This window comes from Actinopolyspora alba, assembly GCF_900112765.1.
Lineage (GTDB): Bacteria > Actinomycetota > Actinomycetes > Mycobacteriales > Pseudonocardiaceae > Actinopolyspora > Actinopolyspora alba.
The window spans coordinates 203,866-227,728 of sequence record NZ_FOMZ01000005.1 but is presented as its reverse complement, the minus strand read 5'-3'; the positions used below and the strand labels follow the sequence as shown (position 1 = coordinate 227,728).

31 protein-coding genes are annotated in these 23,863 nt (G+C 68.1%); 15 read left to right on the top strand and 16 right to left on the bottom strand.

The features are described 5' to 3' along the window. Positions 1-10 precede the first annotated feature (10 nt). From BM150_RS09235 to BM150_RS09190, 10 genes are all read left to right on the top strand, one after another. Positions 11-454, top strand: a complete 444-nt coding sequence (locus tag BM150_RS09235) for a hypothetical protein (RefSeq protein WP_092926075.1) — start codon at positions 11-13, stop codon at positions 452-454. Next, positions 433-1,050, top strand: coding sequence for a hypothetical protein (locus tag BM150_RS09230; RefSeq protein ID WP_139219492.1), 618 nt, complete (start codon positions 433-435; stop codon positions 1,048-1,050). The genes BM150_RS09235 and BM150_RS09230 overlap by 22 nt, the downstream gene beginning before the upstream one ends. Positions 1,051-1,074: 24 nt before the next feature. Beyond that, positions 1,075-1,488: a hypothetical protein gene (locus tag BM150_RS09225; protein ID WP_175496748.1), complete on the top strand. Its 414-nt coding sequence runs from the start codon at positions 1,075-1,077 to the stop codon at positions 1,486-1,488. A gap of 186 nt (positions 1,489-1,674) precedes the next feature. After that, positions 1,675-3,024: a glutamate-1-semialdehyde 2,1-aminomutase gene (hemL, locus tag BM150_RS09220; protein WP_092926071.1), complete on the top strand. Its 1,350-nt coding sequence runs from the start codon at positions 1,675-1,677 to the stop codon at positions 3,022-3,024. Then, the gene (locus BM150_RS09215) at positions 3,021-3,656 is read left to right on the top strand and encodes a histidine phosphatase family protein (protein WP_092926069.1); all 636 of its coding nucleotides are present in this window, start codon (positions 3,021-3,023) and stop codon (positions 3,654-3,656) included. Before hemL ends, BM150_RS09215 begins: the two co-directional genes overlap by 4 nt. Then, positions 3,653-4,393: a TlpA disulfide reductase family protein gene (locus BM150_RS09210; RefSeq protein ID WP_092926067.1), complete on the top strand. Its 741-nt coding sequence runs from the start codon at positions 3,653-3,655 to the stop codon at positions 4,391-4,393. The genes BM150_RS09215 and BM150_RS09210 overlap by 4 nt, the downstream gene beginning before the upstream one ends. 214 nt (positions 4,394-4,607) lie before the next feature. Beyond that, complete coding sequence (locus tag BM150_RS09205) at positions 4,608-5,393, top strand: cytochrome c biogenesis CcdA family protein (RefSeq protein WP_092926065.1); 786 nt, start codon at positions 4,608-4,610, stop codon at positions 5,391-5,393. Beyond that, the gene (resB, locus tag BM150_RS09200) at positions 5,393-7,042 is read left to right on the top strand and encodes a cytochrome c biogenesis protein ResB (protein ID WP_092926063.1); all 1,650 of its coding nucleotides are present in this window, start codon (positions 5,393-5,395) and stop codon (positions 7,040-7,042) included. The genes BM150_RS09205 and resB overlap by 1 nt, the downstream gene beginning before the upstream one ends. Next, positions 7,039-8,058 carry a c-type cytochrome biogenesis protein CcsB gene (gene ccsB / locus BM150_RS09195; protein ID WP_092926061.1) on the top strand — a complete coding sequence of 340 codons (1,020 nt, stop codon included), beginning with the start codon at positions 7,039-7,041 and terminating at the stop codon, positions 8,056-8,058. Before resB ends, ccsB begins: the two co-directional genes overlap by 4 nt. A 262-nt stretch (positions 8,059-8,320) precedes the next feature. Then, on the top strand, positions 8,321-9,823 hold the full coding sequence (locus BM150_RS09190; RefSeq protein ID WP_092926059.1) for a MinD/ParA family ATP-binding protein: 1,503 nt from the start codon (positions 8,321-8,323) through the stop codon (positions 9,821-9,823). A gap of 338 nt (positions 9,824-10,161) precedes the next feature. On the opposite strand, the gene BM150_RS09185 is transcribed toward BM150_RS09190, so the two are convergent. Continuing rightward, on the bottom strand, positions 10,162-10,350 hold the full coding sequence (locus BM150_RS09185; RefSeq protein ID WP_092926295.1) for a hypothetical protein: 189 nt from the start codon (positions 10,348-10,350) through the stop codon (positions 10,162-10,164). Positions 10,351-10,862: 512 nt separating this feature from the next. Continuing rightward, the gene (locus BM150_RS09180) at positions 10,863-11,105 is read right to left on the bottom strand and encodes a BldC family transcriptional regulator (protein ID WP_092926057.1); all 243 of its coding nucleotides are present in this window, start codon (positions 11,103-11,105) and stop codon (positions 10,863-10,865) included. A 169-nt stretch (positions 11,106-11,274) separates the two neighbouring features. Between BM150_RS09180 and BM150_RS09175 the strand changes: the two genes are divergently transcribed. Then, entirely contained in the window at positions 11,275-11,679 is a 405-nt protein-coding gene (locus BM150_RS09175; RefSeq protein WP_092926293.1) for a DUF4229 domain-containing protein, read from the top strand. Positions 11,680-11,773: 94 nt separating this feature from the next. Here BM150_RS09175 and BM150_RS09170 read toward each other — a convergent pair whose 3' ends face one another. The 7 genes from BM150_RS09170 to BM150_RS09145 all read right to left on the bottom strand — a co-directional run bounded on the left by BM150_RS09170 (position 11,774) and on the right by BM150_RS09145 (position 14,776). Then, positions 11,774-11,998, bottom strand: coding sequence for a hypothetical protein (locus BM150_RS09170; protein ID WP_092926055.1), 225 nt, complete (start codon positions 11,996-11,998; stop codon positions 11,774-11,776). Continuing rightward, positions 11,995-12,840 (bottom strand): hypothetical protein, encoded by an 846-nt coding sequence (locus BM150_RS09165; protein WP_092926053.1) that lies wholly within the window; start codon positions 12,838-12,840, stop codon positions 11,995-11,997. Before BM150_RS09165 ends, BM150_RS09170 begins: the two co-directional genes overlap by 4 nt. A 244-nt stretch (positions 12,841-13,084) precedes the next feature. After that, on the bottom strand, positions 13,085-13,501 hold the full coding sequence (locus BM150_RS09160) for a hypothetical protein (RefSeq protein ID WP_092926051.1): 417 nt from the start codon (positions 13,499-13,501) through the stop codon (positions 13,085-13,087). Beyond that, positions 13,498-13,755, bottom strand: coding sequence for a hypothetical protein (locus BM150_RS09155; RefSeq protein WP_175496747.1), 258 nt, complete (start codon positions 13,753-13,755; stop codon positions 13,498-13,500). The genes BM150_RS09160 and BM150_RS09155 overlap by 4 nt, the downstream gene beginning before the upstream one ends. Positions 13,756-14,035: 280 nt before the next feature. After that, on the bottom strand, positions 14,036-14,305 hold the full coding sequence (locus BM150_RS23675) for a hypothetical protein (RefSeq protein WP_139219491.1): 270 nt from the start codon (positions 14,303-14,305) through the stop codon (positions 14,036-14,038). Beyond that, positions 14,298-14,561 carry a hypothetical protein gene (locus BM150_RS09150; protein ID WP_175496746.1) on the bottom strand — a complete coding sequence of 88 codons (264 nt, stop codon included), beginning with the start codon at positions 14,559-14,561 and terminating at the stop codon, positions 14,298-14,300. Before BM150_RS09150 ends, BM150_RS23675 begins: the two co-directional genes overlap by 8 nt. Then, positions 14,558-14,776: a hypothetical protein gene (locus tag BM150_RS09145; RefSeq protein ID WP_092926048.1), complete on the bottom strand. Its 219-nt coding sequence runs from the start codon at positions 14,774-14,776 to the stop codon at positions 14,558-14,560. The genes BM150_RS09150 and BM150_RS09145 overlap by 4 nt, the downstream gene beginning before the upstream one ends. Before the next feature lie 129 nt (positions 14,777-14,905). Between BM150_RS09145 and BM150_RS09140 the strand changes: the two genes are divergently transcribed. Continuing rightward, positions 14,906-15,760: a helix-turn-helix domain-containing protein gene (locus BM150_RS09140; RefSeq protein WP_092926046.1), complete on the top strand. Its 855-nt coding sequence runs from the start codon at positions 14,906-14,908 to the stop codon at positions 15,758-15,760. Further along, positions 15,757-15,948 (top strand): DUF397 domain-containing protein, encoded by a 192-nt coding sequence (locus tag BM150_RS09135; protein WP_092926044.1) that lies wholly within the window; start codon positions 15,757-15,759, stop codon positions 15,946-15,948. Before BM150_RS09140 ends, BM150_RS09135 begins: the two co-directional genes overlap by 4 nt. A gap of 545 nt (positions 15,949-16,493) precedes the next feature. On the opposite strand, the gene BM150_RS09130 is transcribed toward BM150_RS09135, so the two are convergent. Both BM150_RS09130 and BM150_RS09125 read right to left on the bottom strand, forming a co-directional pair. After that, the gene (locus BM150_RS09130; RefSeq protein ID WP_092926042.1) at positions 16,494-16,892 is read right to left on the bottom strand and encodes an Imm1 family immunity protein; all 399 of its coding nucleotides are present in this window, start codon (positions 16,890-16,892) and stop codon (positions 16,494-16,496) included. Then, on the bottom strand, positions 16,889-17,668 hold the full coding sequence (locus BM150_RS09125) for a DddA-like double-stranded DNA deaminase toxin (RefSeq protein ID WP_092926040.1): 780 nt from the start codon (positions 17,666-17,668) through the stop codon (positions 16,889-16,891). Before BM150_RS09125 ends, BM150_RS09130 begins: the two co-directional genes overlap by 4 nt. 572 nt (positions 17,669-18,240) lie before the next feature. Between BM150_RS09125 and BM150_RS09120 the strand changes: the two genes are divergently transcribed. After that, a complete protein-coding gene (locus BM150_RS09120) occupies positions 18,241-18,432 on the top strand; it encodes a DUF397 domain-containing protein (RefSeq protein ID WP_092926038.1) in 192 nt (63 codons plus the stop codon). Between the two features lie 110 nt (positions 18,433-18,542). Here BM150_RS09120 and BM150_RS09115 read toward each other — a convergent pair whose 3' ends face one another. The 3 genes from BM150_RS09115 to BM150_RS09105 all read right to left on the bottom strand — a co-directional run bounded on the left by BM150_RS09115 (position 18,543) and on the right by BM150_RS09105 (position 20,367). Next, complete coding sequence (locus tag BM150_RS09115; protein WP_092926036.1) at positions 18,543-18,959, bottom strand: nuclear transport factor 2 family protein; 417 nt, start codon at positions 18,957-18,959, stop codon at positions 18,543-18,545. Positions 18,960-19,082: 123 nt separating this feature from the next. Further along, positions 19,083-19,835, bottom strand: a complete 753-nt coding sequence (locus BM150_RS09110) for an SDR family NAD(P)-dependent oxidoreductase (RefSeq protein ID WP_092926034.1) — start codon at positions 19,833-19,835, stop codon at positions 19,083-19,085. Between the two features lie 100 nt (positions 19,836-19,935). Beyond that, complete coding sequence (locus BM150_RS09105; RefSeq protein ID WP_092926291.1) at positions 19,936-20,367, bottom strand: Rrf2 family transcriptional regulator; 432 nt, start codon at positions 20,365-20,367, stop codon at positions 19,936-19,938. 239 nt (positions 20,368-20,606) lie between these two features. Between BM150_RS09105 and BM150_RS09100 the strand changes: the two genes are divergently transcribed. Further along, positions 20,607-21,794, top strand: coding sequence for a dipeptidase (locus BM150_RS09100; RefSeq protein ID WP_217641486.1), 1,188 nt, complete (start codon positions 20,607-20,609; stop codon positions 21,792-21,794). 771 nt (positions 21,795-22,565) lie between these two features. Here the strand turns inward: BM150_RS09100 and BM150_RS09095 are convergent. Together BM150_RS09095 and BM150_RS09090 are read right to left on the bottom strand one after the other, a co-directional pair. After that, positions 22,566-23,000, bottom strand: coding sequence for a hypothetical protein (locus tag BM150_RS09095; RefSeq protein ID WP_092926030.1), 435 nt, complete (start codon positions 22,998-23,000; stop codon positions 22,566-22,568). 45 nt (positions 23,001-23,045) lie between these two features. After that, the gene (locus BM150_RS09090; RefSeq protein WP_175496745.1) at positions 23,046-23,498 is read right to left on the bottom strand and encodes a MerR family transcriptional regulator; all 453 of its coding nucleotides are present in this window, start codon (positions 23,496-23,498) and stop codon (positions 23,046-23,048) included. Positions 23,499-23,863: the final 365 nt, after the last annotated feature.

The window sequence follows — 23,863 nt, the reverse complement described above, 5'->3', positions numbered from 1 at the left end:
GCGGGCACGGATGACGAACACTTCCGAACCGGTACCCACCGGGGTGCCGCGGACGCTGCGAGCGGGACTGGGGCTCTGGGTGGCGCTCGGCGTTTTCCTGCTCGTCCGTGCCGCGATCTCGTGGACCGAGCTCGGTGCGATGCGCGCCAGGCTCGTCGCGGCCAGTGGGCTGCTCCCCGAGCGGGCCGAGCAGCTGGCCCGCGATCTCCTCGTGGCCAACACGATCCTGGCGGTCGTGTTGGCCCTGGGATACGCGGGGCTGGCGTGGCTGGTGCTGCGGCGGCACTCCTGGGCGCGGATCGCGGTCAGCCTGCTCGCCGTGGCACACGTGCTGTTGCTGCTGCTTTCCGGATCCTGGAGCGCCTCCAACCTGATCGTGCTCGTGCTGGCGGCGCTCGCGTGGGCGTGCTTCTGGCGCCGGGAAACCTCGGAATGGCTGGCCGGCGACCGTTGACCGAAACCGCCGAGATCCGCTATGCCGAGCCGGGGTCGAGTTGGTGGCCACTGCTCTGGGGACCGGCGTTCGCCCTGCTCGGCCTCGTCGTCGAGCTGACCACCCCGGGACCGCTGCACCTGCCGCAGTGGCCGGTGCTGGCGGTCCTGCTGGCCGCGGCGGCGGTGCCGTGGATCCGTGCGCGCAGGCGCTTCCACTCGGTAACACTGACCACAGTGGAACTGACCGTGGGCGGGGAGTCCGTCCCGCTCGACCGTCTCGCGCTGCCCGAGGCGGAACCGGCGACGCGCGCCGCCCGCGTGCTCGGTGCGGCGAGCACGGTGCCGAAGGGAATGACCGAGGTCCCGCTGCTGCTGCGGCAGCCCGCCGACCCCGACAGCGCTGGTGGCTCCGATACCGCTGGTGATCCCGGCAGCGCTGCTGGCTCCGGTACGGCTGTCGATTCCGTGGCCGAGGCGGGGACCGAAAGCGCGAGCGAACCGGTGAGCGGACTCGAATCCCACACCACGGCCGGAACCGAGACCGTGGTGCTGGCCTGGGCCCGCTCACCGGAAGCGTTGCGTGCCGAACTCGCGACACTGCTGCGTTCGGAGTAGTTCACGGCATGCGATGCTGGTTCGGTGCATGATCCCCAAACCGAGCCGACCGCGTCCGAGCGGCCACCACGTCGGTTGCACCAGCCGTGGCGACTGGTCGTGTTCGGGGTCGAGGTGCTGCTGGCGGCGGTACTGATCGCACTGGCCTTTCCCGCCTGGGAGAACTCGGTGGTCCGCATCGAACTGCCCGACGCCTCCGGCGGCACCGTCGTCTCCCGCATGCTGGGCAGTTGGGTCGCGCTCGCGGTACTCGCCGTTACGACCGGCGGGCTGCTGCTGATCGACGCCCTCCGCCACCTGGCGCTGGGAGTGCGCGCCGGTGGCCCGGACAGGCGGTCCAGGGCCGGTCCCGAATCGGAATCCCGTTCCGAGTCCGCACCCGAGTCCGGGAGCACATCCGAGTCCGGGGACACCCCGGATTCGGACTCGCGGTCGTGAACCGAACGTCCGCGCACTGATCGGTTCGGCCCACGCCCCGGCATCGCCCCAGGGCATCCGTCGACCGGGCACCACTCGAACGGAAGCGGCTCGGTCGGAAAGCGGCCGGAAGGCGTCGCGAGATTCACCACCCCGGTTGGGGGATCCCCGGGTAGCACTCATCCGCTGCCTGGCAAACTGGGCGACGTGACTGCCGATAATCCCGCCAACGCGACGACAGCAGCATCCGATCCGGCGCCCCGCTCCCGGCAGCTCTTCGAACGAGCGGAGGCGGTGACCCCGGGCGGGGTCAACTCCCCGGTGCGTGCGTTCCACTCGGTCGGCGGCACACCACGGTTCATGGTCCACGGTGAGGGCGCGTACCTCCGGGACGCCGACGGCAACAGCTACGTCGATCTCGTCTCCTCGTGGGGGCCGATGATCAACGGGCACGCGCACCCCGACGTGGTCGGCGCCGTGCGCGAGGCCGCCGTCGACGGTCTCTCGTTCGGTACTCCCGCCGCCGGTGAGATCGAGCTCGCGCAGGAGATCATCGACCGGGTCGAGCCCGTCGAGCACGTGCGGCTGGTCAACTCCGGCACCGAGGCCACCATGACCTCCATCCGGCTGGCGCGCGCGTTCACCGGCCGCGACAAGGTCCTCAAGTTCACCGGTTGCTACCACGGTCACGTCGACTCGCTGCTCGCCGGAGCCGGATCCGGCGTGGCGACCCTCGGGCTGCCCGGCACTCCCGGCGTCACGGAGGCGCAGGCAGCCGACACCATCGTGGTGCCCTACAACGACCTGGAGGCGGTGCGGCGGGCCTTCGCCGAGCACGGCGACCGGATCGCCTGCGTGATCACCGAGGCCGCCGCGGGCAACATGGGCGCGGTGCCGCCCCGCGAGGGCTTCAACGCCGCGCTGCGCGAGATCACCCGCGAAGCCGGTGCGCTGCTGGTGATGGACGAGGTCATGACCGGTTTCCGCGTCTCGCGCGCGGGCTGGTACGGCGTGGACGGCGTCGCCGGTGACCTCTACACCTTCGGCAAGGTGATGTCGGGCGGGCTGCCCGCCGCCGCCTTCGGTGGCCGGGCCGACGTGATGGACCTGCTGGCGCCACGCGGTCCCGTCTACCAGGCGGGCACCCTCGCCGGTAATCCGGTGGCGGTGGCCGCCGGGCTGGCGAACCTGCGCGCCGCCGACGCCGATGTCTACGCCGCGCTGGACCGCAACGCGAGCCGTCTCGGGGAGCTGTTGGGCGATTCGCTGCGTGAGCGGGGAGTGCCGCACCGGATCTCCTTCGCGGGCAACATGCTCAGCGTCTTCTTCACCGAGAACCCGGTGCACGACTTCGCGGGTGCGCAGGCACAGCAGACCTGGCGTTTCCCGGCCTTCTTCCACGAGCTGCTGCGGCGCGGGGTCTACCCGCCGCCGAGCGCGTTCGAGTGCTGGTTCGTCAACGCGGCCATGGACGACAACGCCTTCGAGATCATCGCCGACGCGCTGCCACACGCCGCGGCCGCGGCGGCAGCGGCCGAGCCGGAGGAATCCAAGTGAGCGGCAGAACGACCGTGGTCCACTTCGTGCGGCACGGTGAGGTGCACAACCCGGAGGGCATCCTGTACGGGCGCTTACCCGGCTACCGGTTGTCCGAGGAGGGGCAGCGGCAGGCCAAGGTCGTCGCCGGTTTCCTGTCCGACCGCGACGTCCGGGTGGTGCACGCCTCCCCGATGCAGCGGGCGGCCGAGACCGCGAACCCGGTTGCCGAGCGGCACGAGCTGGACATCGACACCGACGAGCAGCTGATCGAGGCGGCCAACCGCTTCGAGGGCTGCCGGGTGTCGGTGGGTGACGGCGCGTTGCGCTCGCCGCGCCACTGGCCGAAACTCTGGAACCCGGTGCGTCCCTCCTGGGGCGAGGCGTACCTCGGTATCGCGCACCGGATGATCGCGGCGGCTCACCGCGCCCGCGAGGCGGCCGGGTCCGGTGAGGCGGTCTGCGTCTCCCACCAGCTGCCCATCTGGATCCTGCGCAGATTCATCGAGGGCAAGGCGCTCTGGCACGATCCGCGCAAGAGGCAGTGCTCGCTGGCCTCGGTGACCAGCCTGGTGTTCCGGGGCGAGAAGTTCGAACGCCTGGCCTACGCCGAGCCCGTGGGCGAGACCGACGCGAGAGCGAGCGGTGCATGAGACCCAACCGGTTGTGGAGCCGCGGCAGCGTTCGCGGGGGCAGGCCCGTCGCCGCGTTGGCGCTGGTCGCGCTGTTCGCGTTGCTGTCCGGGTGCGCGGGCAGCGAGAACGCGGTCTCCGACAACGGTGAGTTCACGTTCGTCTCGCCGGGTGGGCGGACACGGCTGTTCTACTCGCCGGACGAGCGCGGACGCGTCACGGGCCTGAAGGGCGAGTCGTTGGCCAACGCCGACGACACCATCCGGTTGTCGGACTTCAGCGGCGAGGTCGTGGTGCTCAACGTGTGGGGTTCGTGGTGCCCGCCCTGCCGCGCGGAGGCCGACGACCTGCAGGCGGTGCAGGACGAGCTCGGTGACCAGGGTGTTCAGGTTCTCGGGATCAACGTGCGCGACAACCGCGACGCCGCCAAGGACTTCGTGCACAACCTGGAGGTCGACTATCCCTCCATCTACGACCCGTCCGGCCGCGCGATGCTGGCGCTGAACGGCTTTCCCCGGAGCACCACCCCGGCCACGGTGGTGCTGGACCGCGAGCACCGCGTGGCGGCGATCTACCTGAGCGAGATCACCGAGAAGGGCCTGTTGCCGAAGGTTCGCGACATCGCGAACGAGAACTCCGGCTCCGGTGAGACCGGAAACACCGGTGAGGCAGGCGACACGGACAACTCCGGCAGCACTGGTGGTTCCGGCAGCACGGGTGGAGCGAACCCGTCCGAGCGGTCGGAGTCCGGTCGGTAACGGACCAGCTGGTGACGGACCGGCCGTCGCCGAACCGGCCGGTGAGGGTTTCCCCGCGAGGACGTTACCCAACGGTTCGGTGTGACGCTGACCGCTCTCCGAGGACGCTCAGCGCGGTAAGGTTCGCTCCCGCGCGGGGCCGCTAACCCCGATGTGGTTTCGGTCACCAGGGGCGCTGTGCCGACTCGGCAGCGGCTTACCTACCCTCGGGTTCGTGGATCCGACCGAGCTAGTCCAGACCGGGCCGCTGATCGTGGCGGTCGGATTCGCTGTTCTCGCCGGGACGGTCAGCTTCGCCTCCCCCTGCGTGATTCCGCTAGTACCCGGCTATCTCGCCTATCTGGCCGGTCTCGTCGGTGCCGACGCGCCTGCGGTCGACACCGCGGAAACCACCGCGGGCCGTCGCCACGGGCGATGGCGGGTCGCGGGTGCGGCACTGCTTTTCATGCTCGGGTTCACCGCCGTGTTCGTGATCGCCACGGTCGGGGTTCTCGGACTCTCCGACGCGCTGGCTCTCAACGAGCCCGTACTGCGCAGGCTCGGCGGTGTGGTCACCGTGCTCATGGGCCTGGTCTTCCTCGGCGTGTTCCCCGCGTTGCAGCGTGACGTGCGTGTTCGACGGGTGCCGCGCGGCGGCTTATGGGGCGCTCCCGCCCTCGGTGCCGTCTTCGGCCTCGGCTGGACACCCTGCCTGAGCCCCACGCTCACCGGAGTCGTCTCGCTGGCCTACAGCACCCAGTGGCAGGGCGGCGCCGCGTTGCGGGGTGTCGTGCTGGTGCTGGTCTACTGCCTCGGCCTCGGGATCCCGTTCGTGGTGCTCGCGCTCGGCGCGCGCTGGGCCGTACGCGGCACCGGCTGGCTGCGCAGGCACTCCCGCGCCATCCAGTGGGTCGGTGGGGTGCTGCTCATACTCGTCGGCCTGCTGCTGGTCACCGGCCTGTGGGGAAGCATGATCGCGTCGCTGCGCGCCCCCATCAACGGATTCGAGTTGCCCATCTGATGAACACTTCGGTTCCCCGGCGAGTCCTGGCCTTCCTGCGCAACACCTGGCGTGGGCTCACCTCGATGCGCACCGCACTGGTGCTGCTGTTCCTGCTGGCGCTCGCGGCGCTTCCCGGCGCGTTGCTGCCGCAGTGGTCGCTGAACCGCCGGAACGTCGAGACGTTCTACGACAACCACCCCACCTGGGCGAAGGTTCTCGACTCCATCGGCGCGTTCAACGTGTTCAGCTCGGTGTGGTTCGCCGCGATCTACGTGCTGCTGTTCGTCTCGCTGATCGGGTGTCTGGTCCCGCGCAGCGCGGAGTACCTGCGGCAGCTGCGTGCGCGTCCGGTGCGCACCCCGCGCAACCTCGAGCGGATGCCGCACCACGCCGCCGGTACCGTCTCGCTCTCGCCGGACGAGATGTCCGACTTCACGCGCCGCAGGCTGCGGCGCTGGCGCGTGTCCGAGAGCACTGAGCAGGACGGCACCCGCACGTTCAGCGCCGAGCGCGGATACCTGCGCGAGGCGGGCAACCTCGTGTTCCACTTCGCGCTGGTGGGACTGCTGATCACCGTCGGCGGCGACCAGCTGATGCGCTACGAGGGTCAGGTGGTCGTACAGGCCGACGGCTCGGGGTTCTGCAACTCGGGAACCTTCAACTACGACTCCTTCGACGCGGGCCTGACGGTCGACGGCACGAACCTGAGCCCGTTCTGCGTGCGGCTCAACGACTTCGACGTGCGCTACCTGCACTCCGGCCAGCCCGAGCGGTTCCACGCCGAGATCGAGTACCAGTCCGGCGAGGCGCTCGACAACGGAAACTGGAAGCCCCACGACCTGCGGGTCAACAACCCGCTGCGCACTGCGGGCGACCGCATCTACCTGACGGGCAACGGCTACACCCCGATCTTCACCGTCACCTTCCCGGACGGCACCCAGCGGACCAAGAAGACGCAGTGGCAGCCGGTCGACACCACCACCATGCTCTCGCAGGGCGCCACCAAGTTCGACCGGCCCGGCATGTCGAACGAACAGCGCAGGCACAACAACCAGCTGGCGATCACCGGGCTGTTCGCACCCACCGCCAGCCTCGACGGCAAGGTGCTCAGCTCGCGCTTCCCCGCGCTGCGGGATCCGATGGTGGCCGTGGACGTGCTCAAGGGGAAGCTCGGACTCGCCGGCAGCACCGGCCAGTCCATCTTCAGCGTGGACCAGTCCCTCATCGACTCCGGTGAGCTGAACCGGGTCGCCCGCGAGAACCTGGCCGTCGGGGAGACGATCCGGCTCGACGACGGCACCACCATCCGGTTCGACGGGGTGCAGCGCTGGGCGAACCTGCAGGTCTCGCACAACCCGTTCCAGCGTTACGTACTGGTCTTCGCCGCCGCGATCGTTATCGGGCTCGGTGCCTCGCTGAGCATCAAGCGCCGCCGGATCTGGCTGCGGATCAAACCCCTCGCGGCCGGTTCCAACGACACCGACGAGAACGCTTCCGCCGCCGGTGGCACCACCGGTGGTGCCTCGGTCGAGATCGGTGGACTCGCGCGAACCGATCAGGCCGGTTACGGCGAGGAGTTCACCAAGCTGGCCGACGAGCTGCTCGGAAGTGGGGCGGAACCCACCGCGGGCTCGTCGGGGACCGCCTCCCCCGGAAGGAGCAGTTGATGGTCAACCAGACACTGTCCGATTTGAGCGACATGGCGTTCGCGACCTCGGTCGTGGTCTACATCCTCGCCATGTTGCTCTACTTCGCCGAGTTCGCCTCCGGCAAGGCCACGGACAACGTCGCCGAGAACGCCGAACCGGCGCGGGCGACCGTCGGCTTGGGCGGGGTAGCCACCAAGGAACCGGGCTCGGGGCCGGTCGTCGGTCGGTTGGAACCCGAGCCCCGCAAACCGTGGTCGGAGCGGTTCGGCGGCATGGCCGTGGCCGTGACCGTGCTCGGCGTGCTCGTGCACGCCTTCTCGCTGATCACCCGTGGTGTGGCCGTGGGGCGCGTGCCGTGGGGCAACATGTACGAGTTCGGCTCGGCGATCTGCCTGGTCGCGGTCGTGGCATGGCTGGTGGTGCTCTACCGGCAGTCCCGCGCCGTCCGCAAGCCCACCACCGCGCCCAAACTGCGGGGGCTGGGCGGTTTCGTGCTGCTTCCCGCCACGCTGCTGCTGTTCCTGTCCGGCACCGCGCTGTACGCCACCGCCTCGCAGCTGCAGCCCGCGCTGCGGTCCTACTGGATCTGGATCCACGTCTCCGCCGCGATCGTGTCCACCGGTGTGCTGATGTTCGCCGGTGTCGCCAGCGTGCTCTTCCTGGTTCGGCTCCGGAGCGAGAACGATCCGGGCGAACCGGGCCGCATCGGCGGGCGACTGCCCAGCAGCCAGGTGCTCGACCGGTTCGCCTACCGCGCCACCGTGCTGATCATGCCGGTGTGGACCTTCGCGATCATCGCGGGCGCGATGTGGGCGGAGGCGGCTTGGGGACGCTTCTGGGGCTGGGACCCCAAGGAGACCTGCTCGCTGATCGCCTGGATCGTCTACGCCGCCTACCTGCACGCACGGGCGACGTCGGGGTGGCGGGGGACCCGTGCCGCCTGGATCAACATCTTCGGCCTGGCGGTGATGATCTTCAACCTGTTCTTCATCAACATCGTGATCTCCGGGCTGCACTCCTACGCGGGGCTGTGACCGGCCGTTTCCTCCCTCGTCGGTGACCCTTCGGCGAACCGTGGCGGCGTGTTGGCGGTCGAGGAACCCGGTTGCTCGCGTGATCGTGGATATTGTCCGTAAGATCGCGGCTGTGGTATGGCCCGGTGATCCGGGCGGGCCCGCGGGAAACGGCGCGGGCCGGGGTCCCGCGTCGGCCGCCCGCCGTGAACCGGGTGAGTTTCCGCCACTACCGTGCACACGGGCCGGGTAGGTCTCGATTCGTTCTTGGAGGATTCGAACGGTGACCGGAAGAAACGACGAGCCGGACTCCCGGCAGGATTCGGGACGGTTTCCCGCCGGGGAAGGAGCGGAACCGAACGCGGAGTCGGCCGAGAGCTCGTCCCAGTCTGGGCACGCCGCCCCCGACTACGGCGCTCCCGCCCCGCCCGCGGCAGGCCATCCCGAGCAGGCACAGCAGTACCCCGCGCCGGGGCAGTACCCCCAGTCCGGTCCGAACCCGGTGGTCAACCCGTACGCCAACCCCGCGGCTTCCGGGCCCAGGCCGGTTCCCGGCGGTGACCCGAACCAGGCGCAGTCCGGTCCGTACCAGATGCCGCCCGGCGCCCCCTCCGGTCCGTACCCGGCTCCGGGAAGCACTTCCGGGCCGTACGCCGCCGCACAGGGGCAGCAACCCTACCCGCCACAGGGGTACGCGCCCGGCCAGCAGGCGCCCAACCAGCAGGTGCCCGGCCAGCCCCCCGCCCCGGGGCAGCAGTGGGTCCAACCGCAGCCGGGCCAGCAACCCCAGCCCGGTCAGGCCGTCCCCGGGGCGCAGCAGGTGCCGCCCGGACAGCAGGACCCCGCCGCCGCGCAGGACCTGTCCTCGGCGCAGCTGCTGCGGCAGTCCAAGCGCCCACCGCAGTCCGGTTGGCGGCGCGCGATCTACCTCGCCAGCGGGAAGACCATCAACCCGGGCGAGAGCCCGGCGGACGTGCACCGCAGGGAGCTGATCTCGCGCATCAACCAGCCGCTCTACGGCTGCTACAAGATCGCCATGCTCAGCCTCAAGGGCGGGGTCGGCAAGACCACGACCACCGCCACGCTCGGCTCCACGTTCTCCTCGCTGCGCGGTGACCGGGTGGTCGCGGTGGACGCCAACCCGGACCGGGGAACGCTGAGCCAGAAGATCCCGTTGGAGACCACCGCGACGGTGCGCCACCTGTTGCGGGACGCGCAGCGCATCCGCAAGTACAGCGACGTGCGCTCCTACACCTCGCAGGGGCCGAGCAGGCTGGAGATCCTCGCCAGCGAGCAGGACCCCGCGGTTTCCGAGGCGTTCAGCGAGAACGACTACCGCACCGCCGTCGACCTGCTGGAGCACTTCTACAACGTGGTGCTCACCGACTGCGGGACCGGGCTGATGCACTCCGCGATGAAGGGGGTGCTGGACGTGGCGGACTCGCTCGTCATCGTCTCGCCGGGTTCCATCGACGGCGCGCGCAGTGCTTCGGCCACACTGGACTGGCTGGACGCCCACGGTTACGGCGAGCTGGTGTCGCGTTCGGTGGCGATCATCAACTCGGTGCGGCCGGGGTCCGGCAAGGTCGACGTCGACAAGCTGGCCGCGCACTTCGGTTCGCGCTGCCGCTCGGTGTCCAAGATCCCGTTCGATCCGCACCTGGAGGAGGGCGCGGAGGTCGACCTGGACCAGCTGGCCGCTCCCACCAGGCTGGCGCTGCTCGAACTGGCGGCCACCGTGGCGGACGACTTCCCGTACGCGGCCGGTAGGCAGCAGTCCGACTGACGAGACGTTTACTTCGCGGGCTGCCGAAGGGCTAGCTTGGCGGAACCTCTCGCACGGCTCTCGCTGCGGGTCCGGAGACATCGGGTAGTTACTACACAACGTCTCCGGCGTCCTCGCGAGAGCCGCACGGGAGAACCCGCGGCGGTGCCGGTGGCGAGGGTGGCCGGAGCTCGGCTTGCGAGGGTGCTCGGAGCTCGGCCCGCGTCGAAGGGGCGCGGCGATTTCGCGAGAAATCGACGCTGCCCGCGCCGCGCACCGCCGTACTGGGGGCGTCAATTTCGTGGGAAATTTACGGCCCCAGCGGCCGGAGCCCGACCACGGGCGCCGGCCGGGGTGCCTCAGTTCTCGTCGCGGGGTTTGCGCTGCTGCTCGGAGATCCTGCGGAGGAAGTCGGGGTCGTCGTCCGGCGCGGTTGGGCGTTGAGGTTGTTCGCTGCGCTTCTCCAGCGTCTCCCGGATGGGACCGAAGCCCTGCCACAGCAGCACGACGAGCGTTATGGCACCGATTGCCGCCAGGATGTAGACCATCGTGGTCACCTCCGTTGTTCCGTCGGGGCAGCGGATCCGCCGGTTAAGGGGACTCGTCCCGCTGTTCGTTGCCGCATGCCGGATCGCTCGCCGTGGTGCGGGGATTTGTCCGATCCGTGTGGCGTGCGAAGTTCCATGATAACCGGTCGGCGAAACCGGTAGGAGTGCCGAGCATCGCGCGATGCGGTGAGGATGTCGCGCGGATGGGGGCCGTCGCCGTACGGGACCGCGGCGGTGGTCGTCCGGCCGAATCCGGTCCTGCCGCCGACCCGGTGGGGCGGAGTGGTCTCGGTGGTCAGGGGCGACGGTGGCTGTGGTTCCGGCCGGGGCCGAGCCGGTCGCATTGCCGGACGGCAGGGTTCGTGACCTCGTGGGTTCGTACCTCGCGGTCCCCGTGCCCTGCCACGCAGCAAGGCGTCGGCTCGGCCGGGCCGTGGTTCCCCGTTCACCTGGAGTCGGGTGAGCACCCGGTGGAGGGTGCGCGGAGAACTCCGATCAACCGGGAACTCCGGTCAGCGGGCGGTGCCGATTCCGTTGGCCATGTCCGCGTCGTTGGTCAGCTCGGCGAGCATCGTGCGGACCTCGGACTCGCGGAACCGACGGTGTCCGCCCGGCGTGCGGATGGAGCCGATCCGGCCCGCGGTGGCCCAGCGGGTCACGGTTTTCGGGTCAACCCGGAACATAGCGGCGACCTCTCCTGGGGTGAGCAGATGGTCCTGGCCGTTCTGCGGGATCTGTTGGGTCGACGCTGTCACTGGTGACCTCCACGGTCGAATGGATGGTATCCGGGCATTCCGGTCGCATCCTGGCACTGATGGGGGCAGGTACTCGAACCGTTGGGTCCAGGTAAAGGGAAAGTAAGGGACGAAAGGTGCGGTTCGGGCGGAGCGTGGTGCCGTGGGGTCGTCCTCTACCCTGGCTGACGTGCAGCAACAGCAGCAGGGAACGCCCGAGGGCCCGGAGGGACCGCGCGATCGGGAGACCTCCGGCGCGGACCGGCCACCGCGCGGTGGCGATCTCGCGCGGGACATCACGCTCTACACCGTCGCCAGGTTCGGACTGCTCGCCGTGCTGGCTGCCGTACTGGTGCTCTTCGACGTTCCGCTGCTGGTGGCGCTGGCCGTGGCCGTGGTGGTGGCCATGCCGCTTTCCCTGGTGGTTTTCGCGGGGCTGCGCCGCAGGGTGGCCACGGGCATGGCGGAGCGGGCCGCCGAACGCGCCGAACGTAAAGAACAGTTGCGGGCGCAGCTGCGCGGCGAGGCCGACAGCGTCGAATCCGACCCCCCGGTGGACGACGAGCACTCGGAGTCCGACCCGCCCCGTGACTGAACTCACCTTCCGGTTCGGTGCGTGCCCCCACCCGCCCGGCGATTTCGCGAGAAATCGACACCGGGCAGGCACTACCCCGAGCCGTGTGCTCCGATCAGTCACCCTGTTCGGGATCGGGGGCGAGGGTCCAGCCGTCGGAGTACCCGTCGGCGTAGCCGTCCCGGTAGCCGCGCGTCCCGTCCCGCTGGAGCTGTTCCTTCGGCTTACCCGAGCGCTTGTCCCGCTGTCCGTGTTCCTCGCCGTCGGCGAGTCCGCGACGGTATTCGTTCGGCACGCTGTCCTCCCGGTGGTGGTCGGTGAGGTCGTCAGACGCTGTCATTGGTCACCCTTGTTGATCTTGTAGCGTTCCCAGGCGTCCTTCCAGGCGTCCTTGCGTCCCTCCCGGTAGGCGTCGTCGGCCTTCCGCTGGCAGTTCTTCCGGCACTCCTCCAGTTCCTTGCGCAGTTGCTCGCGGTCCTTGCCGGTGTCGTCCTGAATATCGTCATCGTTGGAGGATCCCGCTTTTCGGACGGATATTCCCGTGACGTTCGCCCCCGTCAATCCGTCATGATGGCTTCCGGTTTTCTTCTCCGACGCCGTCCAGTCGACCAGCCGGATGATGGTCAGTGCCGACTGTGCTGTGAAACTCGTCTCGGCTTTCGTCCAGTTCGGTTTCGGGCTCTCGTTTCTGGGACTCACTGTGCCGTTTTCGGCTACTGTGGTTATCGTTCTCCCGTTCAGCGTGTTCTTGCTGTAGCCGTCCATGATGTAGCCTCGTGCGGCTACTTTTTGCTTTCCCTTGGACCCCGGGTACATGTCGAACCCGACCCAGTAGGAGAGCGTGTAGCGTACTCCCTCGGTGGTGGGGATCTCCTGCTGGATGTATCCCTGGTTGCCCCACCCGTTGAGGTCGGCGACCTCCGCGTCCTCGGGGGCTCCCGGGGGAAGCATCTGCTCCGGGTCGTCGAATTCCATGTATACGGTTACGGGAATGTCCGCGCTGCCCTCCATTCCTATGTAGTAGGCCTCCCAGTGCTTGAAGTAATCCACGAAGCTGTATCTGAAGTCCACGTACCGTGATATGCTTCCCGCTCTGGGGGTTCCCTGTTTCGTGTGGAACTGTTTCAGCCAGGGATCGCGTACCAGTTCCGTCGTGGTGGAGGGCTTATCCGGCGCGGGCATTCTTTCTCCTTCCGTGGCGGGAGGAATCGCGGAATGATTCCGTTCTTCGTTTCGCCGCTGTGAAGGTAGTCAGCGTGGCAGGAGCGCCGGAAGGGGAGTTGCCCGAACCGGTGAACTCGCGTTACCCGTTCGTCCCAGTGTTTTTCCCGTTTCTTGCCCCGCACGTGTGGCCGGGGCGACGATTTCGCGAGAAATCGACGAGAACCAGGAGCGGGCAGTGCGGGCGGGATGACGGCGGAAGGTCCTAGAGCCGGTGGAGTCCGTCGAGCACGCGGCGCAGGAGCGCGAGATCGGGATGCTCGGCTCCGGGACTCTCCGTGCCACCGGCGGGGTTTCCGTTCCCGGTGGTCGCACCGGAGATCGGTTGTACGGGTTCCGGAATCGACGGGCCGGGCGGCGGAACCGGTTGTGGTGTCGCGAGGTCAAACAGCCGCGGGTATCGGTCCGGGTCGTGCGGCGGCCAGTCGATGACTTCGGCGGCGGGTCGCTCGGCCCGGAAGTAGGCCTCCAGTCGCAGCGCGGCCAGCCGTCGGGCGGCGGGACCACTGCCGCCCGCGTGGCGGGGTCGGTAGCTGACGCGGTTTCCCCAGGCGCCGAGCACGATCGCGGTGCCCACCAGCAGCACCGCCGTGCCCAGCAGCATCGCCGGATGGGTGTTCATTCGGAATCCTCTCGCTTCCGCGGTTCCTCGGGAGTTGGCCCGGTGGTGGGTGGCTGCTCGCTCGGTGGCGGGCCGCCGAAGGCGAGTACGGCGGCGTGGTCACTCAGTTCGTGGGAGAGGTGCCGCAGCGCCGAGGCGGTCTCGGCGCACTGCCGGGCGGTGGCCCTACCGGCCGCTATGTCGTGGATGGTGCGGTTCAGTTGTTCGGGGTCGTGGCTCAGGGCGATGTTCGGCCGCGTCGGGTGACCGGTCACGAGGCATCACCGGCGCGCGGCGCCGTGTCCGGCTCCGTCTCCCGCGTGCGGGGAGTTCCGCGTTCGGCGGTCGTCATTCCGGTTGTCCTTTCCGCGTAGCTGTGTCGGCTCGGGAGATCGTCGTGTCGTTCCGGGGAGTCGTTGGCGTTTCGGTGCTTGGGGCGCGCGGTTCTCGCGTTCGGTTGGGAACCGCCCGGCCGGGACGGGGAAGGGGAGCGGCCCGGCCGGGCGGCGGACGGTCCGGACCCGGAGGTCGGGGCTCACGGGACCGGGCCGTGGTTCACAGGGCGCGTAAGCCGGTGAGGACGCGGGCGAGCAGCTGTGGGTGCGGCGGGGCGAGGGTTGTCGGCGCGTTGGTTCCGGTGGGTCGAGCGGGTAGGTCGCTGCTGCCCGGTCGGCGCTTCGCGATCGCGGGCAGTGGCAGCGTGCCGCGCCAGCGGGACCAGCGCCCCGCCCGCAGGGCGGGCATGATCTCCGTGGGTGCCGCGTCGGCCCGGAGCTGCTCCGGCGGGGCGGCGGGTGGCGCTTCCGGGGGCGGTGCCTCAGGCATCCGATTCGTTCGCGTCGTCGGTGGGAGTGCCGTCAGCGGGAGTGCTGCCGGGGGGAAGTTCGCCGGTTGGGAGCTCGCCGCTCGGCAGTGCGGCGGCGTGTTGGCGCAGCGCGGCGGCGAGTTCGTCGAGCACGGTGGCGGTGTCGCGGCACTGCGTCGCGGTGTAGCGCTGCCCGCCGATCTCGAAGGCGGCGTCGCTGAGCATCCACTCGCCGCGTCGGAGGAAGACGGAAAGCTGGGTGTGCGGATGGCTCATGACCGCTCGCCCGCCCGGATCGCGTCGTCGAGCACGTCCCGCAGCAGCTTCGCCTGCTCGACCGTCCACTTGGTCCGGTTGTAAACGGTCGGCGTGTCGATCCGGATCACCCTCGGCGTCCACTGTGACCGCCAGACCCGCAGTGACGACGAGCCGGACTCGTCCCTGCACCGCAGTCGTGTTCCCGGGTGCGATACATCGTAGGTGTGTGGCATTGCGTAGTATTCCTTCAGCGTTTCGTATCCGATTATTTGGCTAGGAACCACTTTGATGGTTCGGATCCACCCTTGCAATGCCTCGATCGAGTGATCCAGTAAGCGCGAAGGCTGTTCTACGATTGGTTCATGACGGGAACCAGGCCAGGAAGCCCGAAAGCGCGCACACTTGGAGCTGAACTGCGAAAAGCGCGTGAATCAACCGGCACCGGAGTACGCGAACTGGCTCGCAAGCTCAATATCGGGCATGCGTGGATTACCCGAACGGAAACCGGAGTCCGAACAGCAACCCCGGAGGATGTCGCTGGTATAACCGTCGCACTCGGACTCTCGGCCTCCGAACGAGACCGGCTCACGGAATTGGCGCGTGAGAGCGACGGTCCGGACTGGCTGCGTGCTGGCATCCCCGGTGTCCATCAAGAGCTCGTTACCTTGATTGAGTACGAGCGCACCGCCTCGGCGATCACGGAGGTAGCGCCGCTGCTCGTTCCGGGATTGCTTCAGACGGCCGACTACGCTCGTACCGTCATGGCGACTTCACAGGGGCCGGAGCAGGAAACACGGATCGCGATGCGTTCCAGTCGTCGCGATATTCTCACCAGTCGGCAGGCTCCCACCTTCGAGGCGATCCTCATGGAGCGCGCGCTCACCGAACGCATCGCAGCGCCGGAAATCATGGCCGACCAGCTACGGCATGTCGGAAAGATCGCGGACCTGCCGAATGTGACACTGCGAATCATTCCATCGAACCCCGGCGCATGGACTTCCGCGCACAGTGGCCAGTTCATGTTGATCGAGTTCCCTCGCGCCGCGCCGATCGTGCACCTCGAACACCTCGGGTCCGCTGCGTTCCTCACAGCTCCCCACGCCGTAGAGATTTACAAGGACGCTGTAGGTAACCTGCGCGATGCAGCGATGACCCCGGAACAGGCAAAGGAGTTCGTCGCCGCACGCGCAAACGATTTCGAGGAGAGCATACCGTGAAACAACATCCCGCAGGATGGCGGAAGTCGAGCCGGTCCAGTAATAACACTGCGTGCGTCGAAATCGGCCGCTTCAACGACGGCGCGGCGGTGCGTGACACCAAGGATCGCTCGGTCGGGTACTTCACTACGACTGGTGCTCAGTGGTCGGCGTTCATCGACGCGGTGAAGGCCGAGAAGTTCGGCTGACTTTCGCGTGTGAAGTCCAGCGCCTCCGGAGTCGTTCCGGAGGCGCTTTTTCGTGTGAGCCCCGCCCGTTCACCTCGGTGTCGAGGTGCTCTCGCGGGCTTATGCGGGCGGCCAATCCCCGCGTGCGCGGGGCCTACCAGCAGACCGACTACGACACCGGAGAGCCGCTGGGTCTATCCCCGCGTGCGCGGGGCCTACCGCCTCTATGGGGCTAGCCTGCGACGTCGACTGTGGTCCATCCCCGCGTGCGCGGGGCCTACTCGTCCGCGAACCGCTGCAACAGCGGCTGGACCGGTCCATCCCCGCGTGCGCGGGGCCTACACTTACTGACCTGGGATTCTAGCGGGGTGAAGGCGCTGTGAGAACCACTTCGTGTGTCCTTTCTGGTCGTTCGTGGCGGCGGAGCTCGGTCTCGTGTCGCCTGATCACTCCGGAACAACTCCGGAGTGAGACCTCGCGCCGAGCCATCGCGTGACTACTGTGGACTGAATTGGACGGGTGGATCGTGCTGTTCGACGGCAAGCGCCTCGTTCTTCCGGAACAGGTCAGTCCCACACCCACTCGATGTTGGTCGGGCGTTCGTGGGTGCGCAGGAATTCCTGTAGGGCCGTGAGCGCGTCGTCGGCGCTGATCTCGTGTCCTTCCGGAAGCTGGGAGTGGTGACCACCGCGCCAGTAGTCCACGGGCTCGGTGTTCGTCCCGTGCGCCGGACGAAAGGAATCCTGCCCGTCCCACCACGTGACGACGCCACGGTCGCCGTCGAGACCGATCGAAAACTCGGGGGACGCGGCGTCCGCGATGTTCACGAAGAACGACCACGCCTGCTGCGGTTGCCGTTCGTTCGCCTCCCGCAGCGTCTCGACCACATCGAGATCGGCGGGCAGCTCGCCCACGTCGATCCCGCCTTCGGTCAGCAGTTCGGAGGCAATCGCGTTCGTTGTCATGGTTGTACCCGCCCCCTGTAGGTCTTCGTGAACGTGGAGCCGTCCTGCCTGCTTCCGTAGACCGTCAAGCTATACCCCTCCGGGAGCAGGCACGGCAGTGCCTTGTCACACGTGTTGGGGAAGCTTCGTTGCCGTTCGATCCCGCACGGGACGTTGTTGATCGCCAGCTCCCCGTGCGGCTGTTTGCCGTCGATCATCAGGGCAGCGAAATTCGCTTCCACGTGGCCATCCACCCACTTGGGGTTGAGACCAGCACTTTTCAGGCGCTCGCGGATGATCTGCGAGTAGTGCTTACTCATCCCGGAGTGCATCGGGGGAAGCGGAGGCCCGTCATCGCCGAAGCGGCCGACGCCCATCGTCTTCTCGCCCACACCAGAGGTCACGCGCTTGTCCAGGTGTTCCGCCAGGCCAGCGGCTCTCGGCGGGTAGGAGTCACCGTGCGGACTCTTGATCGGCTCGGGCGTCGGTACTGGCTCCGCCTCCGGCCGGGTGGGCTCCAGTGGAGTCGGTTCCCCTTCGATGCTGGTGCGGTACCGCTGGATGGCGCGGAGGGCCAGCGTGATCTTGCGCCATGCTTCCCGCATGCTCTCGGCGGTGGTCTCGTGCTGGTCCAGGAGGTGCTGGGCGTCCGCGTTGTTGGTGCCGGAGAGGTGTTCGGTCAGTTTCTGGCCGCGTTCGTTCCAGGCGTTTCCGGCCGCGGCGATCGCTTCTTGGGCGTCGGTGGCTTTCGTGACAGTGGTCGCCAGTGACTGCCCGACCTCCTCCAGCGCGCTCATAGTCGGTTACGAGAAGCCAGTGTAGTCATCGGCGGTTCGCCTCGCTTTCCGAGAAGAACCCTTGGTTCGCACCGGTGCGGCGGGGCTCTGCTGGATTTCTTGGTGCACAGGCGAGCCCCTTGTCCGAACTTCTTCGATACCTGCCGTGTGGGGCATTCGGTTCATCCCCGCGTGCGCGGGGCCTACATGTTGGAAGATATTTACCGACAGATTTCCGAGGGTTCATCCCCGCGTGCGCGGGGCCTACACTCACTGTGCTGGGATTCTAACGGCGTGAGCGCGCTGTGAGGACCACTTCGTTCTGGCCTCTCTCGGGGTTCGTAGTGAGGGAGCTCGGTCGTGTGTAGTCGGGCCGCTGCGGAAGGTTATGGAGTGTGCCCTGCTTCGGGCCAGTTTATGACCTGTGTGGACAGTTCATGTGACCGGAGCGCTGTAGCGACTTTGGCTGTCTTCGGAGTCACGGTGACGCGGAGAGTCACGGAAAAGCGATGGGTGCGCTACCGTTCGTGAAGCGAGGGCTGGATGGCCCGTTGGGTTCATGGCCGGGTTGGCGGGAGACCGGGAGGTAAGCGATGAAGCCGCACCCTACGAACTGGCGCAAGTCCAGCAGGTCGGGCCAGAACAGTAGCTGCGTCGAAATCGGCCGCTTCAACGACGGCGCGGCGGTGCGTGACACGAAGGATCGCTCGGCCGGGTACTTCATCACTACCGGCCCGCAGTGGTCGGCGTTCATCGACGCGGTGAAGGCCGAGAAGTTCGGCTGACTCAGCGGCGAGAGGTCCAGCGCCTCCGGATGCGCTCCGGAGGCGCTTTCTCGTGGGAGTGCCGCCCGGCTGGGCGGCCCCGTGCCACGGAGTTCCCGAGTCCTCTCCGCTCAGTCAGCGGTGAACGCCTCGTCGACGGTCAGCGTGTCCTCGTGCAGGTGCATGCGGACGATCCGGCCGTCCTCGACCACCAGGTGCATGGCCACCGGTGTGGTGAACTCCTTGCCGGTGGACACGACGGTGTGCGTGAAGACCGCCAGCAGCATCACGTCACCACCGTCGACGATGACGCGATCCAGCGCGACCTCGCTCTTGCCGTGCGCGAAGTGCGGCCACATCGTGGTGAAGTACGGCGCGACCTCCTCCCGGTGGGTGCGGCGTCCGGTCCAGGGCAGCTCGTCACTGCCGGGGACGTACCAGTCGATCTCGGCGGCGAACAGTTCCTGGATGCCTTCCGGGTCCTGCCTGCCGAGGCGTTCCACGAACTTCTCCGCCACTGCCCGCGAGGTCTGCGTATCCGTTGCCATCGTCCTCGTCCTTCGTCCTGTCGTTCGCGTGTGGTGTGTCGGTCGGGCCGCAGCCCTGGAACAGGAAGCGCTCGCCGCTCAGCGGTCCGCCGAGCACGGGCGTTCCGCATCGCCGATCGGTGCCTAGAGCTGCGTGGCGCCGCCGTCGACGAGCAGTTCCGCACCGGTGGTGAAGCTGCTCTGGTCTCCGGCCAGGTAGAGCGCGGTGGCGGCGACCTCCTCGGGACTTCCGATCCGGCCGAGCGGGCTGAACGTGGCGGGCTCGGCCGCGGTGGGCTGATCGCCGTGCGGGAAAGCGGCGCGCAGTTCGTCCCCGCCCGGGGTCTCGACGTCGCCGGGGGTGAGGGTGTTGACGCGGATTCCGCGGTCCGCGAGCTCGGCGGCCCAGGTGCGGGCCAGGCTGCGGATCGCGGCCTTGGTGGCGGCGTAGACGCCCAGGCCCGGGGCGGCCCGCAGGGCCGCGCTGGAGGAGACCAGCATCACCGAGGCGCCCGCCGTCAGCAGCGGCAGTGCTTTCTGGACGGTGAAGACCGTGCCCTTGAGATTGATCGAGGTCGTGCGGTCGTACTCCTGCTCGGTGATCGTGCCGAGCGGACCGTAGTCCCCGACACCGGCGTTGGCCACCACGATGTCCAGTCGGCCGCTGCGGTCCGCGATCTCGGCGAAGAGCCGGTCGAGGTCGCCGTGGTCCGAGGCATCGCTCTGGACGGCGATGCCTCGGGCGCCGACCCGCGCGACGGCGGCGTCCAGCTCGGCCTTACGACGGCCGGTGAGGTAGACCGTCGCGCCCTCGGCGGCGAAACGGCGGGCTATCGCCAGGCCGATGCCGCTGGATGCGCCGGTGACGAGGGCACTCTTGTCGTCCAGCTGTCCCATGGGATTCTCCGATTCCTTGCTGTAACCATTTTTGTTACATCGATGACCGATGTTCGCGGGCCGCTATTTCCCTCGAACGGGGAAGATCAACGACCCGAGGTCAGGCGGCTTTCAAGACGTCCCGCAGCACGTCCTCCAATGTGGTCTTGGCCAGCTCCCCGCGCAGGGCGGCCTCCACCTCGTCGTACACGGCGGTCATCGCGGGCCCGATGCCGTTTCCCACGACGCACTCGGGGTTCGGTGTCGCGCGGTGCAAGGCGAAGATCGGTCCTGGATCGATCGCCTGGTAGACGTCGAGCAGGGTGATCGTCTCCAGGTCCCGCACGAGCATCCAGCCCGCTCCCGCTCCCCGCTGCGAATCGGCCAGGCCCGCCTTGCGCAGCTCGGCCAGCAGGCGGCGGATCACCACGGGGTTGGTGTTGACACTCGTCGCGATCTGCTCGGAGGTGGCGACCTCATGACCGCGCCGCTGGTACAGCCCGATCCACGTCAGGGCGTGCGCCGCGACGGTCAGTCTGCTGTTGGCGCTCACGTCGGTCTCCACCTCCCCGCTCGATCCTGGTCGTAACACTAATCGTTACAACGACATGCGGCAAGTCCCGCGGAGCGATCCCCGGTCGGGCCGGGTGTGCCCCGGCCACGGTCGAGAGCATCGCCCGGCCCGTCGCCGCTGTCCGGAGGTCCCATTCCGGGCCGCCAGTGCACTGCCGGTCTGTCCCCGTGCACGCGGGGATGGACCACGGATCGGTGAAAGCGCTACGGTTCGCGTTCGTGGCTCGGATCAAGCGCGGGTGGCTGTGGTGGACCGTCAGTGCGGGCTCGATCTTCGTGGTGCTCGCGGTGATCGCGTTCTTCGTGTTCGCACCCGGGATCGTCGAGCGCCGCATGAACCAGGTCGTCGACACCCGCCTTCCCGCGGTCGACGCGTCCACACGGGAGCTGCACGATTCACTGTCGATCGTGGACATGCACGCCGACACGCTGATGTGGGACCGTGACCTGCTCGAGCGCTCCGACCGAGGGCACGTCGACCTGCCTCGGCTCGAGGAGGGCAACGTAGGTCTCCAGGTGTTCTCGTCGGTGTCGAAGTCCCCGAGGGGGCAGAACTACGAGTCCAACTCCGCCGACACCGACAACATCACCCCGCTGGCCATCGCCCAGCTGCAGCCACCGGCGACGTGGACCTCGCTGCTCGAACGGTCGCTCTACCACGCCGAGAAGCTCAGCGACGCGGCCGCGCGTTCCGACGGTCGCCTGGTGCTGATCCGCACCCGAGCCGACCTCGACGAGCTGGTCGCCGCCCGCGAAGCCGGTGAGCGGGCCACCGGCGCTCTCTTCTCCGTCGAGGGCCTGCACAACCTTGAGGGCGAGCAGCGCAACGTCGAGGTGCTGTTCGACGCCGGCATGCGGATGGCGAGCTTCGCCCACTTCTTCGACAACGAGGTCGTCGGCTCGATGCACGGTATCGACAAGGGCGGACTCACCGACCTGGGACGCCGGGTGTTCGACGAGCTGGAACAGCGGGGGGTCATCGTCGACATCGCGCATTCCAGCCACCGCGCGGTGGCCGAGATGCTCGACCGTGCCACGAAACCGGTGGTGTACAGCCACGGCGGTGTGCAGGCCACCTGCGACGTCAACCGCAACCTGACCGACGAGGAGATCCGCGGCGTGGCGCGTACCGGCGGAGTCGTCGGCATCGGCTACTGGGACGCCGCCGTCTGCGACACCACTCCCGCCGCCGTGGTCGACGCCATCGAGCACGTCATCGACGTCGGCGGCATCGAGACGGCCGCGCTGGGCAGCGACTACGACGGGTCGACGACGGTCGGCTGGGACACCAGCGACATCGCGGTGATCACGCGGGAACTGCGTGAACGCGGGCATTCCGAAGCCGACATCGCCGCGATCATGGGCGGCAACACAATCCGGGTCATGCGCGAGGTGCTGCCCCGCTGACCGGCTGCCGATCTTCTTCGCCCCGGATTCGCGGTGAGCGTCGCCAGCGGCGGTGGGGTTCGCGGTCAAGTGGCTGCGGCTCGGCGACAGGTTCATCCCCGCGTGCGCGGGGCCTACGGCGGCGGCACGCTGGACTCGCTGCGCAGTCGCGGTCCATCCCCGCGTGCGCGGGGCCTACACACTCACTGACCTGGGATTCTAGCGGCGTGAACGCGCTGTGAGAACCACTTCGTTCTGTCCTCCTGCTCATGTTCGTGGTGACGAAGCACGATCCTGTGTTTCCGTGCTTGTTCCAGCACCCCGAAGCGGGGGCGCTCACCAAGTCATCGCATGACCATTGTGGATTGATGTGCGGGATTGAATCGTAGCGCTGGACGAGGGCCACCATTGTCTCCCGGAGTCTCTCAGCGGTGGTGAGGAAGAGCTCACTGACGCTCCGCGACAGGGACGGCACATCGCTCGTCTAGCCACGGCCTCGGCTCTTCCCCTTGGCTGGAGTGAGCCATCCGTACGGGCCCGTGCAGCTGGTCGTTGGTTGGTTCGTCTGCGCTGTGTCCGTCATCGACGCATTCTTCGGACTTGTCGTCGGCAGGCAGTGCCCGGCCAGCGAGGGAGGGCGGTTTCTCCGAACCGTGATCCGCCGAGCCACGCCGTTCCACATCCTCTGACCACATCCGTTGCCAGTCGGGGGCCACCCCGCGCATGCGTGGGCGAGCGACGGGCACGAACAGCATGAGCGGAGACCCTCCTCCGATGCGCCTCTTCGAGGAATCAGCCGGTGCGTCGACGTCGTAGGCGTTGGGCCCGCTGGACCAGGTCGATGATCTCCTCGTCGTCCGAGGGTGGGTGCCCTTCTTCGTCGCAGCAGGGTGGTTTCGTCCGCGTCCGCGCGGACGGGGTTTCGATCCCGGCCAGTGAGTACAGGTGCCGGTAGACGTCGATGCCGGGGTCGCCGTCGTCGTGGGGCCCGATGAGAACGATTGTGGCGTGTTCGGCGCTGTGGAACGCGACGATCACGCGCAGCGGGCCGGTGAGGTGCCGTACGCAGAGTCGTTCGACGAGATCGCCGGTCAAGCGGTATTGGAGCGCACGGCAACCGTCCCGTTTGAGTTTTTCCAACCACTGCTCGAAGTGTTTCGCGTGTTTGTTACGAAGCATCTTTCGCTGCTGCTGAGCAGTGCTGGTGATTTCGACGTCAACGGTCACGCGGTGATGATCCCAACACAACCGGTAGTCATTGATAACTGTCGGTCATGCTTTGTGCACGTCGCCGCGACGCATCTCCGCCAGGCTGTCGGCCAGGTCCTCCCGGTCGAGGACGGCCTGGTCGCTGAGCTTCCACCACACCGCATCGAGCAGATCCGCTCGTTTGCCGTTGGCGCGCAACTCGCGCACGATGTGCAGCACTTCGTGCAGCCGTTCGGGGTCCAGCAGTCGTCGGGTGCTGGCCGTGTCGGCCTCGGTGAGCACACCTTCCTCGGTCCAGCTCCTGATCGTTTTCTCGTCGAGGTCGAGCAGCTCACTGGCCAGGGAGACACGAACCGGCTTGATGCCCGCGAGCGTGCGTCGCGCCACGGAGCGCAAGCGTTCGAGCTGGGTGGGGTCCAGCTGCGCCGAGGCCTGTTCGGCGACCTCTTCGAGCTCTTCGACCCGCTGGAACTGGTCGAAGAGCTCGTCGCGCTCACGCTGTTTGGTCGTGGTCACGGCACACCTTCCACAGCCGAACCAACATCTTGCAGTCCCGAGAATAACCCAAAAAATCGGGAATGAAACCTCGGCGGTATGGCCGAGCGCGTTACTTGCCCATCGGGGCTGACTTCGCGGGCCCAGGGCGACCGCGAAGCGTAGTCGCGGTGCGGAGGTGGACTGTTCCAGGTGGCGCCCTACCGGGTGTGGGCCTCGTCGGCCTCACGGAACCCGGCGGTTCGCTCGCGCGGCCGATCGAGTGGGCCGCCGTTGCTCGCACGCTCTGCGACACTGCCATCGGTGAACTCCTGAGCGGCGCAACCGAGGGCAAGGTGCCGTGCGCGACGGGGGCAGGAATCCCATCTTCTACGGGCGTCGAGGAG